Raw genomic sequence first — 14,268 nt, 5'->3', positions numbered from 1 at the left:
CCTGCTCTCCTTGGAATTGGGTTTCTGTAGCATTGTGCCTGCTGTGGCAGGCCATATGAAGCCCCGTCCGGCCTAAACAGGCTGAAAAAAACCAGAGGGGAGGTTTGTGCCCCATTTCAGCGCTGCCGGGTATCTGACCCCTGTGGTAGAGTGATGCCCTCTTTCGTTTTGTGAACTGGATAGTGCATTCATGAATACCCTTGTCGTATCGGGATTGGTGTTGTTGGTGCTGCTCCTGCTGGTGGTCTTCTGGACCAGGAGCAAGAGAGGCAAGGCGTTGCCCTATGATCTGCAGGAGGCCCTGTTCAGCCCGGCCGAGCGCTCCTTCCTCGGTGTGCTGGACTTGGCGGTCGGTGACAAGGCCCGGGTCTTTGCCAAGGTGAGGGTCGCCGATGTGCTGACGCCACAGGCAGGGCTTGGCAAAAGCAAATGGCAGCAACACTTCAACAAGATCAGCGCCAAGCACCTGGATTATCTGCTCTGCCACCCGGCCGATCTCTCCTTTATCTGCGCCATCGAGCTCGATGACAGTTCTCATCGACATCAGAAACGCAAGGCACGCGACCTTTTCCTGAAAACCGCCTGCGACAGTGCCGGTTTGCCGTTGCTGCAGATCCCGGCGAGTGCCCATTATCAGGTGGAAGAGCTGCGCGAGCAGATCTTGCCGCTGCTGGTCAAGACAACTGCACCGCTGGTCGACAATGTGATGCCGGGTGAGCGCCGCGAGCCAACCTTCAGCCCCTTGCTGCTGGACGGTGTCGACATGGTCGAGACCCGCCATGGGGGACGCTCGCCTTCAAGCTCGTCCCCTGTGATCACCACGCCGGTCAGGAATGCACTGGTCTCGACCGCCGACAGCGAGCTGGTGGATAACTTGTTTGCCGAAGTGGAGGACGAAGAGGACTCGCATTCGCACCAGGCGCCCCATTGTCCCCGCTGCGATGCGCCGCTGGTGGAACGGGAGGCCAAAAAAGGTCCCCATGCCGGTCGCCTGTTCATGGCGTGCAGCCGCTTCCCCGAGTGTCGCTACGCCGCCCCCCACACCAACGCCCGTCACTGATCCCTTGTTGCATGTTCCCGGCCTGTCACTGGGCCGGAAACATGCAGTCAATATCCCTGCCTCGCGGTAGCGCCCCATGCCTCATCAAAAAAGAGGCGACAAAATTTATCTTATTACGCAGTTGCGTCGATAAACTTAAGTCAAATGCGACAAATTTTGACAATGCGTCGGAATTTTGGCACTTTGTGCGGCCTGCATAAGGTGCGTGGCTTGACCACAGAAGCACATTAAAACAATAAGTTACGTCTATTATAAGAGGGATGGATATGATGGCGATGGGAGTATTGATTGTTGATGCCGATGCGCAGCGGCGCCAACAGTTGGGCACTGTGCTCTCGTTTATGGGGATCCCCTGGCAGGAGATTGCCGAGAGCGAGCTGGATGTGGCCATCGAAACGTCCGGCCCGCTGCAAGGGGTGCTGGCCGGTGCCTTGACCGGTCGTCCGTTGGACGAATTGCTGACCCTCTTTCCCCGCATTCCGTTTTTGTCGCTGGTTCCGGCTGATTTCCCCAACAGCAACTTCATCGGTGTCGCCGAAGCTCCCTTCACCTACGAATCCCTCACTCGGTATCTGCATTTCTGTCAGGCATTTGTCTCCTTGCATCCTCGCCAGCAGACCCATGACAAGGGCCAGGCCCTGCTGCGTCTGCTGGTGGGCAAGGGACGTGGCATCCAGGAGGTGCGCCGCCTCATCAGTCAGGTGGCCGAGACCGACGCCAACGTATTGATCCTGGGTGAGTCCGGGACGGGTAAAGAGGTGGTCGCCCGCGCCATTCACGAACTCTCTTCACGCTGTGCCGGTCCCTTCGTGCCCATCAACTGCGGCGCAATCCCGGCCGAATTGCTGGAAAGCGAACTGTTCGGTCATGAAAAAGGGGCCTTCACCGGCGCCATCGCCTCCCGTCGCGGCCGCTTCGAGCTGGCACAGGGTGGCACCCTGTTCCTCGACGAGATCGGTGACATGCCATTGCCGATGCAGGTCAAGTTGCTGCGGGTGTTGCAGGAGCGGCTGTTTGATCGGGTCGGCGGTGGCAAGCCGATCCAGGCGGACGTGCGCATCATAGCGGCGACCCACAGGGATCTGGAGGTGATGATCCGCACTCAGGGCTTTCGTGAAGATCTCTACTATCGCCTCAATGTCTTTCCCATCGAGACGCCGCCGCTGCGGGAGCGGGTCGACGACATTCCGCTGTTGCTGCAGGAGCTGCTCAACCGTCATGCCGAGCAGCATCATGGCATCATTCGCCTGACCCAGCGCGCCATGGAGTCCTTGATGCAATACCCCTGGCCCGGCAATGTGCGCGAGCTTTCCAACCTGCTGGAGCGGCTGCTTATTCTCTATCCGCAACAGATCGTCGATGTGGCCGATTTGCCGAGCCGCTATCGTCTGCTGCCGTGCGAGCCGAGGGATGAGCGGTTGACCGAAATGGACGAGCGCGATGCGCTGGCCGCCGTGTTCCAGGATCCGCCCGAGCTGGATATGCACAACAGTCACGCCCGCGCCATGCAGCTGCCGGAGGAGGGGGTCAATCTCAAGGAGATGCTTGCCGACTTGGAGGTGGAGCTGATCCGACAGGCGCTGGAGTCCCAGGATGGTGTCGTGGCCCGCGCCGCCGACTTGCTCGGCATGCGTCGCACCACGCTGGTGGAGAAGATGAAAAAGTACGGGATGAGCAAGGAAGTCTAAAGGTCAAAGCCTTGACGCTTATATTCAAGGCTTTGATTTATATTGATATTTTTAGTGGCATGGAAATTGAATAACCTGACCTAATCGCCAGTTTGAGGTCAGGTTTATGACAGCCCAGCAGCAGGACAACCCACTCCAGTCTCACGAGGTGAGCCAGCTTTATGCCATCTTCACGGCGTTGCCGACCGGTGTATTGCTGCTCGATGGCGAGGGTCGCATCACCCGTGCCAACCCGGCAGCCCTGGCACTGTTGGGTGAGCCGCTGGAAGGTCAGGCCTGGCGCCAGATCATCGACCGCTGCTTCCAGCCCCGTGAGGATGACGGTCACGAGATCTCCCTGCGTGACGGACGGCGGGTGCAGCTCTCAACCCAGCCGCTGCCGGATCAACCCGGCCAGTTGGTATTCATCACGGATCTGACCGAAACCCGCAAACTGCAGGACAGAGTCAACCACATGAAGCGGTTGTCTGCCCTTGGCAACATGGCAGCCTCGCTGGCCCACCAGATCCGCACACCGCTCTCTGCCGCCATGCTCTATGCGGCCAATCTTGCGAACCGCACCTTGAAACCCGAGTCCCGCAGCCAGTTTCAGCAAAAGCTGATGGCCAGGTTGCAAGATCTCGAGAAACAGATCAACGACATACTGCTGTTCGCTCGCAACGGTGACAACCAGGTGGTGACCCCCATCTCGGTACAGGGGTTGCTGGCCGAGGTACAGGCCGGTGCCGAGGCATTTTGCAACCAGCAAGGCTGCGAGTTGCACATGGAGGCGCCTGAGCCGGATCTGTGCCTGCTTGCCAACAGCAGTGCACTGGCGGGGGCCATCAACAACCTGATCGCCAACGCCCAGCAGGCGGGGGCCACCTCCTTGCTGGTGAGTGCGGTGCGCAGCGGCTCCCGGGTGGAGATGCGCATCCTCGACAATGGCAAGGGGATGCCCGCCCACCTGCTCAACCAGATTTTCGAACCCTTCTTCACCACCCGATCCCAAGGCACTGGCCTGGGTCTGGCGGTGGTGCAATCTGTGGTGCGTGCCCATCAGGGGGAGGTCAGCGTGGCCTCAGTGCCCACTGAAGGCACCTGCTTTACTCTGTCGTTCCCTCTGCATCAGCAACCTATGCAGCTTGGAGGTGTCGCATGACTCAGGCCCGTATTCTGGTCGTAGAAGATGACAATGGCCTGCGCGAAGCGCTGGTGGATACACTCTTGCTCGGCGGCTACGAGTGTCGTGAAGCGGACAGCGGCGAACGCGCCCTGCTGGCTCTGTCGCGCCAAAGCTTTGATATGGTGATCTCCGATATCCAGATGGGGGGCATGGATGGCTTGACCCTGCTGGCCGCTATCCGCCAGCAATATCCGCAGATCCCCGTGCTGCTGATGACGGCCTACGCCAACATCGACGGTGCCGTGCGCGCGATGCGCGAAGGCGCCATCGACTATCTCGCCAAGCCGTTTTCCCCCGAAGTGCTGCTCAATCAGGTCAGCCGCTATGTGCCGGCCCAGAAAGTAGAAAAGCGCGCCGTGGTATACGGGGATCCCAAGACCGCCGAACTGTTCCAGCTGGCGACCCGGGTGGCCAGAAGCGAAGCCACTGTCATGGTGACTGGTCCGAGCGGCACCGGCAAAGAGGTGCTGGCTCGCTACATTCACGACAACTCCAGCCGCGCCGAACAAACCTTCGTCGCCATCAACTGCGCCGCCATCCCGGAAAACATGCTGGAGGCGACCCTGTTCGGCTACGAGAAGGGGGCCTTCACCGGTGCCGTGCAGGGTTGCCCCGGCAAGTTCGAGCAGGCCCAGGGCGGCACCTTGCTGCTTGACGAGATCACCGAGATGGATCTGGGGTTGCAAGCCAAGCTGCTGCGGGTATTGCAGGAAAAAGAAGTAGAGCGGCTCGGCAGTCGCAAGATGATCCCACTCGATGTGCGGGTCATCGCCACCAGCAACCGGGATCTCAAGAAGGCGGTGCAGGACGGCCTGTTTCGCGAGGATCTCTACTACCGTCTCAACGTCTTCCCCCTGCGCTGGACCGCGCTCTGGGAGCGGCCCGGCGACATACTGCCGCTGGCGGAACATCTGCTGGCACTGCATGCCAGCCAGCAGGGGCTGCCGACGCCGCAGCTGGCAGAGAGGGCTCGCGAACGTCTGTTGGCCCACGCCTGGCCCGGCAACGTACGCGAGCTAGACAACGTGGTGCAACGTGCCCTGATCCTGAGTCCGGATGGCCTCATTGGCTGCGAGCACCTGATCCTGGAAGAGGTGGACGAGGAGGAGATCCGTTTCACCGGCAGCGAGCGTCTCACCGGTGGCGAGCATCTGGGAAGCGAGCTCAAGCAGCAGGAGCATCAGATCATCCTCGACACTCTGCAAGACTGCAACGGCAGTCGCAAGGCGGTGGCCGACAGGCTCGGCATCAGCCCGCGCACCCTGCGCTACAAGCTGGCCCAGATGCGGGAGGCGGGGATAGATCTTCCCGCCTGAGTATGGGGTCGAACCTGTCGTAGCCCTGATTGCTTGGCCTGGTTATCAGGTGGCCGGGAGCCCCTCTGGGTTGCAAGGTGGTGTGGAAACTGTCGTGACCCTCATGGTCTGACTCTGTTGTCCAAAAGGAAGGGCTCGCCTGTTTGCCGAAAGGTGGGGGTGAGCAATACCCTGGCTGCCTGGCTTGGTTATCAGTGCAGTCAGGGTGGTGTTGCGCTTGAGTGCCGAGGGTGGGAACTGTCATGGTCTTGGCGGCCTGGCTCGATTATCATGGGGTCCTTGGCGTTTGAGCCTGGCCCCTGCTGTATCGTTGATGCAGGGGACCGAGCCTTTATAAGGGACCCCTATGATCTCTCATCGAAAACTCGAAACCGTACTCAACCATCTACTTGAACCCCACGCCATCAAGGATTACTGCCCCAATGGGTTGCAGGTGGAAGGGCGCGCGCGCATTCGCAAGGTCGTGACCGGCGTCACCGCCAGTCAGGCTCTGATCGATGCGGCCGTGGCCCTCGACGCCGATGCCATTCTGGTCCATCACGGTTACTTCTGGAGCGGCGAGCCGGCCCAGATCACTGGCATGAAGCAGCGTCGCCTCAAGACCCTGCTCACTCACGACATCAACCTGTTTGCCTATCATCTACCGCTGGATGTGCATCCCGAGGTGGGTAACAACGCCCAGCTTGCCAAGCTGCTGGACATCAAGGTGCGCCGTGGCCTGGAGCCCTGGAACAGCAAGAGCGTCGCCATGGTGGGCAAGCTGGAAGAGCCGATGAGCGGTCGCGATTTTGCGAAGCTCATCGCCGAACGGCTCGGTCGTGAACCCCTTTATTGTGGTGATACAGGCCCCGAGCTTATCCGCTCCGTGGCCTGGTGCACTGGCGGTGGCCAGAGCTATATCAATCTGGCGGCGGAGCAGGGGATCGATGCTTTCATCTCCGGCGAAGCCTCCGAGCAGACCATCCACACCGCCCGCGAGATGGGCATGCACTTCTATGCGGCCGGGCACCATGCTACCGAGCGCTACGGCATCAAGGCGCTGGGAGAGTGGCTGGCGACCGTGCAGGGGCTGGATGTGACCTTTATCGATATCGACAATCCGGTGTAAGTTCGATTAGCCGCGTAGCGGCGTCATCGGACATGACTGCAGCAATTGAGCGAGTAGCTAGAAATGACAAGGGAGGCTGAGCCTCCCTTGTTACATTTTGCATGCTGCGCTTAGCGGTTACTCGCAGGCATGACCTGCGGGGCCAAGGGCGGCACCGTCCAGCAGGACGGTATCGCCTTGCATTCTCAGCCTTCCCTCGCAGAACCACTGCACCACCAGCGGGTAGATGCTGTGCTCCTGGACCTGCACCCGGGCCGCCACTTCCTCGACATCGTCACCTTCGAAGATGGGGACGCGAGCCTGCAGGATCACGGGACCGCCATCCAGCTCTTCGGTGACGAAATGGACGCTGGCACCGTGCTCGCTATCACCGGCATCAATAGCCCGCTGGTGAGTGTGCAAGCCCTGATACTTGGGCAGCAGTGAAGGGTGGATGTTGATCATCCGCCCTGCAAAGTGACGCACCAGATCGGCACTCAGGATCCGCATAAAGCCGGCCAGTACCACCAGATCCGGCTGATAGTCATCCATCAGCGCCTGCAGGGCGACGTCATACTCCGCCCGGCTGGCAAACTGCTGCTGGGCCAGAATGGAGGTCGCCACCCCGGCCGTTTGCGCACGCACCAAGCCGTAGGCATCGGCCTTGTTGCTGATGACGCCGACCACTTCGCCGGCAATCTTGCCGCTGGCGCAACTGTCGAGAATGGCCTGCAGGTTGCTGCCGCTGCCGGAGACAAGCACCAGGATGCGTTTCATAGGGGAGGTCATTTGGCTGCTGATCCGGTCATTCATTGAATGATGACCTGCTCCTCACCCTCGGCCGCCTTGGCGATATGGCCGATGTGCCATGCATTCTCGCCTTCGGCCTTGAGCAGGGTCAGCGCTTTTTCAAGCTGATCCGCCGGCAGGGCGATGATCATGCCGACACCGCAGTTGAAGGTACGGTACATTTCGTGGCGGGTGACGTTGCCGGCCTGCTGCAACCAGCTGAACACCGCCGGCCACTGCCAGCTCTGCTCGTCGATCACCGCCTGGGTGTTGGCGGGCAGTACGCGTGGGATGTTTTCCCAGAAGCCGCCGCCGGTGATGTGGGACAGGGCGTGGATCTCGCACTCCTTGATGAGCTTGAGCACCGGCTTCACATAGATGCGGGTCGGCTCCAGCAAGGCGTTGGCCAGGGTGGTATCACCCAGCGGCTGGTGCACATCGGCCTTGGAAACCTCAAGGATCTTGCGGACCAGGGAGAAACCGTTGGAGTGGGGGCCACTGGCAGCCAGGGCGATCAGGGCATCGCCGTCACCCACTTTACTGCCGTCGATGATCTCGCTCTTTTCCACCACACCAACGCAGAAACCGGCGATGTCGTAGTCTTCCCCTTCATACATGCCCGGCATCTCGGCGGTTTCGCCGCCCACCAGGGCGCAGCCTGATTGCTCACAGCCGACACCGATACCGGTGACAACGGCCGCGGCCGTGTCCACGTCCAGCTTGCCGGTGGCGTAGTAGTCGAGGAAGAACAGGGGTTCAGCACCCTGTACGATCAGGTCGTTGACGCACATGGCCACCAGGTCGATACCGACGGTATCGTGCTTTTTCAGATCGATGGCGAGACGCAGCTTGGTGCCCACACCATCGGTACCGGAGACCAGTACCGGTTCCTTGTAGCCCGCAGGGATTTGACACAGGGCCCCAAAGCCGCCAAGACCACCAAGGACTTCAGGACGACGAGTGCGTTTTGACACGCCCTTGATACGTTCAACCAGTGCATTGCCAGCATCGATATCTACGCCAGCATCCTTGTAGCTCAGTGAGGTTTTGTCAGTCACGCGTATTCCCCGTCATATGAAGAAGTGGAGGGTAAAATTCGGGGCGTATTCTAACAGTGGCCGAGTAAAAGCAGAAAGGAAATCGTTTGCGCGTTTTTGCGTGGAAAAGCTCTACAAGCCGTGGCTTTTGTTGTATGATTGCGCGATTTTTTCGCGGCAGTTAGAGGAGATAATAATGAAAGTCGTTGAAGTCAAACACCCCCTGGTCAAACACAAAATCGGGTTGATGCGTGAAGGCGATATCAGCACCAAGCGTTTCCGTGAACTGGCCAAAGAAGTGGGCAGTTTGTTGACCTACGAAGCGACCTCTGACTTCGAAACCGAGAAGGTTACCATCGACGGCTGGAACGGACCAGTGGAAGTTGACCAGATCAAGGGCAAGAAGGTCACTGTCGTGCCTATCCTGCGTGCCGGTCTTGGCATGATGGATGGCGTGCTGGAGCACATGCCGAGCGCCCGCGTCAGCGTGGTCGGTATCTACCGCGATGAAGAGACTTTGCAACCGGTTCCCTACTTCGAGAAGATCGTCAGCAACATCGAAGAGCGCCTGGCGCTGGTCATAGACCCCATGCTGGCCACTGGCGGCTCCATGATTGCCACCATCGACCTGCTGAAAAAGAAAGGCTGCCAATCCATCAAGGTGCTGGTGCTGGTCGCCGCCCCCGAAGGCATCAAGGCGCTGGAAGCCGCTCACCCCGACGTTGAGCTCTACTGCGCCTCCGTCGATCAGGGCCTGAACGAGAAAGGCTATATTGTCCCGGGTCTGGGCGATGCTGGCGACAAGATCTTTGGCACCAAGTAATTCCTGATGCCTTGACCACCTTCTCTGTGTGAGGGGTGAGAATGGAGCCGGCGCCTTGCCGGCTCTGCTGTTTATGGCATCCTCTGTCTTGCTGCAATGCGCGCCTTGCCGCTACCATAAGCAGCATCTCCCATTTCGAGACTCCTCTCATGCTCAAACGTGTTGTGACCGCCCTCTGCTGCGGCTTGTCATTCATGGTCTCGGCCGCTCAGGTGACCGATCTCTATCAGGGCAAGGCGCCCACCAGCGGCGACATGGTGGCTGCCCAGTCCCAGGCGCTGGGGGATGTGCTCGTCAAGGTGACCGGCAAACGGGACATCCTCACCCAGCCTGACGTGGTCAAGGCGCTGGCCGCCCCCGGCGACTATGTGCAGCACTATGGCTATCAGGATGTGGGGCCGGTCAAGTTTCTGAAAGCCGACTTCAATGTGGCCAAGGTCAATGCCCTGATCTCCCAAAGCAAGTTTGCCCTGCTGGGGCCTGCAAGGCCACAGATGGCGCTCTGGCTGGTAATCAATGAGGGGGAGCGCCGCATCCTGCCGGATCAATCCAGCGATGGCTGGGCCAGCGCATTGCGAACCCAGAGCCAGGCCATGGGGCTGCCGGTCAGCATTCCTTTGATGGATCTCGATGACAACATGGCGGTCAACGCCACTGACGTCTGGGGTCGTTTTGCCGCTCCCATACTGCAGGCGAGCCAGCGTTACGGCGCCGAGATGGTGGTGCTGGGCAAGCTGACACCGGAAGGTGACAAGTGGAGCATAGACTGGGGCCTTTATGGGCCCAAGGCCGGTGGCGAGCTGGCCGAACTCACCCGTGGCAGCAGCAGTGGTACCCAGGCCGAGGTGGCACAGCATTTTGCCGATGAGCTGGCTGCCTGGCTGGTACAAAACTATGGCGCGCGCATTTCGGGTGTCGCTTCCAGTCAGACACTGGTGGTGGAAGGTTTGTCCGGTATTGATGGCATGATCACGGTGCAGAAGATGCTGCAGGGGATGGCCAGCGTTACCAAGGCGACTATCGGCAAGCTGGAGGGGGACAAGGTGACCTTCGATCTCTCGTTGCAGGGCGACAAGGCCGAGCTCATCCGCGGCCTGCAACTGGAGAGCCGGTTGCGCCAGATTGATGATAATGACAGCGGTTTGCGTTACCAATGGTCGCAGCCCTGATCATTTCATCGTGTTCCCGACCGCCCGGCCAAGTCCGGGCGGTTCTCTATCTGCCTTTGCGATGGTACACTCTGGCACAAATGTCACAGTCAAAGCCTAACGAGTGAAGCAACCGGCCCAACTGTCTTTAGCCGTACAACTACCGGATGATGAAACCTTCGTCAGTTTTTATCCCGGCAACAATGCTCATCTGATCACCGCTCTCAAGAATGCGGCCATTGGTCAGGGATCGCCTTTCCTCTATTTCTGGGGTGCCAAGGGATCGGGACGCTCCCATCTGCTCCATGCCACCTGTGCCGAGGTCAATGCCCGCGATGCGGCGGCGGCCTATCTCTCCCTCGATCAGTTTGAACAGCTGGATCCCAGCATGCTCGATGCCCTCGAAAGCTTGCCACTGGTCTGTCTCGACAGCCTGGAAGCCATCGCCGGCAATGCGCAGTGGGAACGTGCCCTGTTCGATTTTTACAATCGCTGGCAGGAGAAGGGGGAAGGTACCCTGGTGGTCACGGGTTGCAGCGCACCGCGCAAGCTGGGGCTGCAACTGCCGGATCTCGCCTCGCGCCTCGACTGGGGGGTGAGTTTCCATCTCGACGAGCTGGATGATGAAGGCAAGCTCAGTGCCCTGCAGCTGCGTGCCGAGCTGCGGGGCTTCAAATTGCCCATCGATGTGGGCCGCTTCCTGCTCAACCGACTCTCCCGCGACATGCGCACCTTGCTTACCACCCTCAATCAGCTCGATAACGCCTCATTTCGCGCCAAGCGCAAGCTCACCATCCCCTTTGTGAAAGAGATCCTCGAACTTTGAGCGGGCTGTGGCTGCGTGTGCGGGTAAACCCGGATTGAAACCAAAAAGAAACCCCGGCACCAGGCCGGGGTTTTTGTCTGTGCGACTGTCGTGATCAGTGGAACTGATCTTCTTCGGTCGAACCTGTCAGTGCGGTCACTGACGATTGGCCACCCTGAATGACGGTAGTGACCTTGTCGAAGTAACCTGTGCCCACTTCCTGCTGGTGAGCAACGAAGGTGTAACCACGGCTGGCGGCGGCAAATTCCGGCTCTTGCACCATCTCGACGTAGTGCTTCATCCCCTCGCCACGGGCGTACTGGTAAGCCAGTTCGTACATGTGGAACCACATGTTGTGGATGCCAGCGAGGGTGATGAACTGGTACTTGTAACCCATGTCGGACAGCTCCTGCTGGAAGCGGGCGATGGTGGCATCGTCCAGATTCTTCTTCCAGTTGAAGCTGGGGGAGCAGTTGTAGGCCAGTATGGTGTCCGGGTACTGCGCCTTGATGGCTTCGGCAAACTTGCGCGCCTCGTCCAGATCCGGCTTGGCGGTTTCACACCACACCATGTCGGCATAAGGGGCATAAGCCAAGCCACGGGAGATGGCCTGTTCGATACCCGCCTGCACCTTGTAGAAACCTTCGGCGGTACGCTCACCGGTCAGGAAGCCTGAATCGTACGGATCCGCATCCGTGGTCAGCAAGTCCGCCGCGTTGGCATCGGTACGGGCGATCACCAGGGTGGTGGTGCCACAGACGTCGGCTGCGAGGCGTGCTGCAACCAGCTTCTGCACCGCTTCCTGAGTCGGCACCAGCACTTTGCCGCCCATGTGGCCGCACTTCTTGACCGATGCCAGCTGATCTTCGAAGTGTACGCCGGCTGCGCCCGCTTCAATCATCCCCTTCATCAGCTCGAAGGCGTTCAGCACGCCGCCGAAACCTGCTTCGGCATCCGCCACTATCGGCAGGAAGTAGTCGATGAAACCGGCATCCTGCGGCCCCACCTTGTTGGCCCACTGGATCTGGTCGGCACGGGCAAACGAGTTGTTGATGCGCTCAACCACCGAGGGGACGGAGTTGGCCGGGTAGAGAGACTGATCCGGGTACATGGTGGAGGACAAGTTGTTGTCCGCCGCCACTTGCCAGCCGGAGAGGTAGATGGCCTCTATACCTGCCTTGGCCTGCTGCACTGCCTGGCCGCCGGTCAGGGCGCCGAGGCAGTTGACGTAGCCTTTCTTGGCGCTGCCGTGGATCAGCTCCCACAGTTTGTCGGCGCCGCGTTGAGCCAGGGTGTGCACCGGCTGCAAGCTGCCGCGCAGATTCACCACGTCTTCGGCGCTGTAGCCGCGCTTGATCCCTTTCCAGCGGGGGTTTTCTGCCCAGTCTTTCTCGATAGCCTGGATCTGTTGCTCACGGGTCAGTGCCATATCAGTTCCCTCTTTCATTGATTTCACGTTTCCATTGACTTGTTATTGGCGGGCTCCGCTGGGGAGACCCGTGGTTCAGAGCCGCTCGTAACCGGGCAGCGTCAGAAAATCGATCAGGGTATCGGCGCAGGTGATCTGCTCCATCAACTCGCTCGCTTCGGCAAAGCGTCCTGCTTGCCAGCGGGCGGCGCCCACTTCATGTTTGACCACCTCCTGCTCCTCGGCCAGCATCTGGCGAAACAGCTCCTTGGTCACCACTTTGCCGTTGGAGAGGCTCTTGCCGTGGCGGATCCACTGCCAGATGGAGGTGCGGGAGATTTCGGCTGTCGCCGCATCTTCCATCAGGCCATAGATGGGCACACAGCCATTGCCACCAATCCAGGCTTCCAGATATTGCAGGGCGACCCGGATATTGGTGCGCATGCCCGCCTCGGTACGTTCGCCTTCACAGGGAGCCAGCAGGTCGGCGGCTGTGATGGGCGCATCCTGCTCGCGTAATACGCCGATCTGGTTCTTGGCGCCTGCCGGTATGGTGGCGTTGAATACCGCCATTGCGGTGTCGGCGAGGCCGGGGTGGGCGACCCAGGTGCCGTCGTGGCCGTTGCTTGCTTCCCGCTCCTTGTCTGCCTTGACCTTGGCAAAGACCTGCTCGTTGACTGTGGCATCCTTGGCCGGGATAAAGGCGGCCATGCCGCCCATGGCAAGAGCGCCGCGCTTGTGGCAGGTCTTGATCAGCAGGCGCGAGTAGGCGCTGAGGAAGGGTTTGTCCATGGTGACCACCTGACGGTCGGGCAGCACTCTGTCTCCATGATCTTTCAGCGTCTTGATATAGCTGAAGATGTAGTCCCAGCGGCCGCAGTTCAGCGCGACTATGTGATCCTGCATCTGATAGAGCAGCTCATCCATCTCGAACACCGCCGGCAGGGTTTCGATCAGCACGGTGGCCTTGATGGTGCCGCGGGGCAGACCGAACTTGTCTTCGGTCCAGGCAAACACTTCGCTCCACCAGCGACCTTCCAGATGACTTTGCAGCTTGGGCACATAGAAGTAGGGGCCCGAGCCCTTGGCCAGCAGCGCCTGATGGTTGTGCAGGAAATAGAGTGCGAAGTCGAACAGGCCGCCGGGGATGGGCTCACCGTCGAAGGTGACATGTTTTTCCGGCAGGTGCAGGCCACGCACCCGGCAGATGAGCACGGCCGGATTGGGATTCAGGGTATAGGCCTTGCCTTCCGGACTGGTGTAGGAGACGGTGCCATTGACCGCATCGCGCAGGTTGATTTGACCCTCGATCACTTTATTCCAGGCAGGAGCCAGGGAATCTTCGAAGTCCGCCATGAAGACTTTGACATTGGCGTTGAGGGCGTTGATGACCATCTTGCGCTCAACTGGCCCCGTTATCTCTACCCGGCGGTCTTGCAAGTCGACCGGGATACCGCGCACCGTCCAGTCGGCTGCACGGATATGTGCTGTTTCCGGCAGAAAGTCCGGCAGCTCGCCGCCATCGATACGGTCCTGGCGTGCCACACGTTGTTTCAACAATTCGCCCCGTTGGGGAGCAAAGCGTTCCACCAGTTCGGATACCAGGGCCACCGCATCCGGCGTCAGAATTTGCGCGTATTCGGGAAGCATCTCGCCCTGGATGCGCAGACGGGCGCTACAGTGGGTCTGGGCCGGTGCCGACATAGGGTTCACTCCTTTGAGAATTACATTTTGAACTAATTAACTACGACTAAAGTCGATCCCTGTTCTTTCAAACTTCCCGTAACAACGGGATAACACGATTTATAAGGTGCGAAATATTGCCCTCTCCGTCAACCAATTTTTTAAAACGCCTGTTTCTGACACATAGTTAAGGTTATGTTTTTAATGGAGTTATGTGATTAGCGTAAATGCTCTATGCAGATGGATATGCTCTTGGTTT

General features: G+C 59.5%; 12 protein-coding genes. 8 read left to right on the top strand and 4 right to left on the bottom strand.

Going from position 1 to position 14,268, the window contains the following annotated elements:
- The first annotated feature begins 190 nt into the window (after window positions 1-190).
- The 5 genes from AACX78_RS15675 (at window position 191) to AACX78_RS15655 (ending at window position 6,337) form a co-directional block, all read left to right on the top strand.
- Window positions 191-1,060 carry a DUF2726 domain-containing protein gene (locus tag AACX78_RS15675; protein WP_201302875.1) on the top strand — a complete coding sequence of 290 codons (870 nt, stop codon included), beginning with the start codon at window positions 191-193 and terminating at the stop codon, window positions 1,058-1,060.
- Between the two features lie 266 nt (window positions 1,061-1,326).
- Window positions 1,327-2,748, top strand: a complete 1,422-nt coding sequence (locus AACX78_RS15670; protein ID WP_034523731.1) for a sigma-54 dependent transcriptional regulator — start codon at window positions 1,327-1,329, stop codon at window positions 2,746-2,748.
- Between the two features lie 106 nt (window positions 2,749-2,854).
- Window positions 2,855-3,889 carry a sensor histidine kinase gene (locus AACX78_RS15665; RefSeq protein ID WP_021139232.1) on the top strand — a complete coding sequence of 345 codons (1,035 nt, stop codon included), beginning with the start codon at window positions 2,855-2,857 and terminating at the stop codon, window positions 3,887-3,889.
- Window positions 3,886-5,229, top strand: coding sequence for a sigma-54-dependent transcriptional regulator (locus AACX78_RS15660; protein WP_159166752.1), 1,344 nt, complete (start codon window positions 3,886-3,888; stop codon window positions 5,227-5,229). The genes AACX78_RS15665 and AACX78_RS15660 overlap by 4 nt, the downstream gene beginning before the upstream one ends.
- Window positions 5,230-5,575: 346 nt before the next feature.
- Window positions 5,576-6,337, top strand: a complete 762-nt coding sequence (locus tag AACX78_RS15655) for a Nif3-like dinuclear metal center hexameric protein (RefSeq protein ID WP_021139230.1) — start codon at window positions 5,576-5,578, stop codon at window positions 6,335-6,337.
- Window positions 6,338-6,454: 117 nt separating this feature from the next.
- Here AACX78_RS15655 and purN read toward each other — a convergent pair whose 3' ends face one another.
- Window positions 6,455-7,093, bottom strand: coding sequence for a phosphoribosylglycinamide formyltransferase (gene purN, locus AACX78_RS15650; RefSeq protein WP_201302874.1), 639 nt, complete (start codon window positions 7,091-7,093; stop codon window positions 6,455-6,457).
- Between the two features lie 32 nt (window positions 7,094-7,125).
- A complete protein-coding gene (gene purM / locus AACX78_RS15645; RefSeq protein ID WP_059112624.1) occupies window positions 7,126-8,163 on the bottom strand; it encodes a phosphoribosylformylglycinamidine cyclo-ligase in 1,038 nt (345 codons plus the stop codon).
- Between the two features lie 175 nt (window positions 8,164-8,338).
- Between purM and upp the strand changes: the two genes are divergently transcribed.
- The 3 genes from upp to hda all read left to right on the top strand — a co-directional run bounded on the left by upp (window position 8,339) and on the right by hda (window position 10,939).
- Complete coding sequence (gene upp / locus AACX78_RS15640) at window positions 8,339-8,965, top strand: uracil phosphoribosyltransferase (RefSeq protein ID WP_005320172.1); 627 nt, start codon at window positions 8,339-8,341, stop codon at window positions 8,963-8,965.
- 149 nt (window positions 8,966-9,114) lie between these two features.
- Window positions 9,115-10,134 (top strand): DUF2066 domain-containing protein, encoded by a 1,020-nt coding sequence (locus AACX78_RS15635; protein WP_159166750.1) that lies wholly within the window; start codon window positions 9,115-9,117, stop codon window positions 10,132-10,134.
- 103 nt (window positions 10,135-10,237) lie between these two features.
- Complete coding sequence (hda, locus tag AACX78_RS15630) at window positions 10,238-10,939, top strand: DnaA inactivator Hda (protein ID WP_005320168.1); 702 nt, start codon at window positions 10,238-10,240, stop codon at window positions 10,937-10,939.
- Window positions 10,940-11,033: 94 nt separating this feature from the next.
- Here the strand turns inward: hda and aceA are convergent, their stop codons facing one another.
- Both aceA and aceB read right to left on the bottom strand, forming a co-directional pair.
- Complete coding sequence (gene aceA / locus AACX78_RS15625) at window positions 11,034-12,347, bottom strand: isocitrate lyase (protein WP_021139226.1); 1,314 nt, start codon at window positions 12,345-12,347, stop codon at window positions 11,034-11,036.
- Window positions 12,348-12,422: 75 nt separating this feature from the next.
- Window positions 12,423-14,030 (bottom strand): malate synthase A, encoded by a 1,608-nt coding sequence (gene aceB, locus AACX78_RS15620; RefSeq protein ID WP_159166749.1) that lies wholly within the window; start codon window positions 14,028-14,030, stop codon window positions 12,423-12,425.
- Window positions 14,031-14,268 lie beyond the last annotated feature (238 nt).

Origin of the sequence: Aeromonas sp. 9A (assembly GCF_963900955.1) — a bacterium.
Lineage (GTDB): Bacteria > Pseudomonadota > Gammaproteobacteria > Enterobacterales > Aeromonadaceae > Aeromonas > Aeromonas salmonicida.
This window is presented reverse-complemented; position numbering and strand designations above follow the sequence as displayed.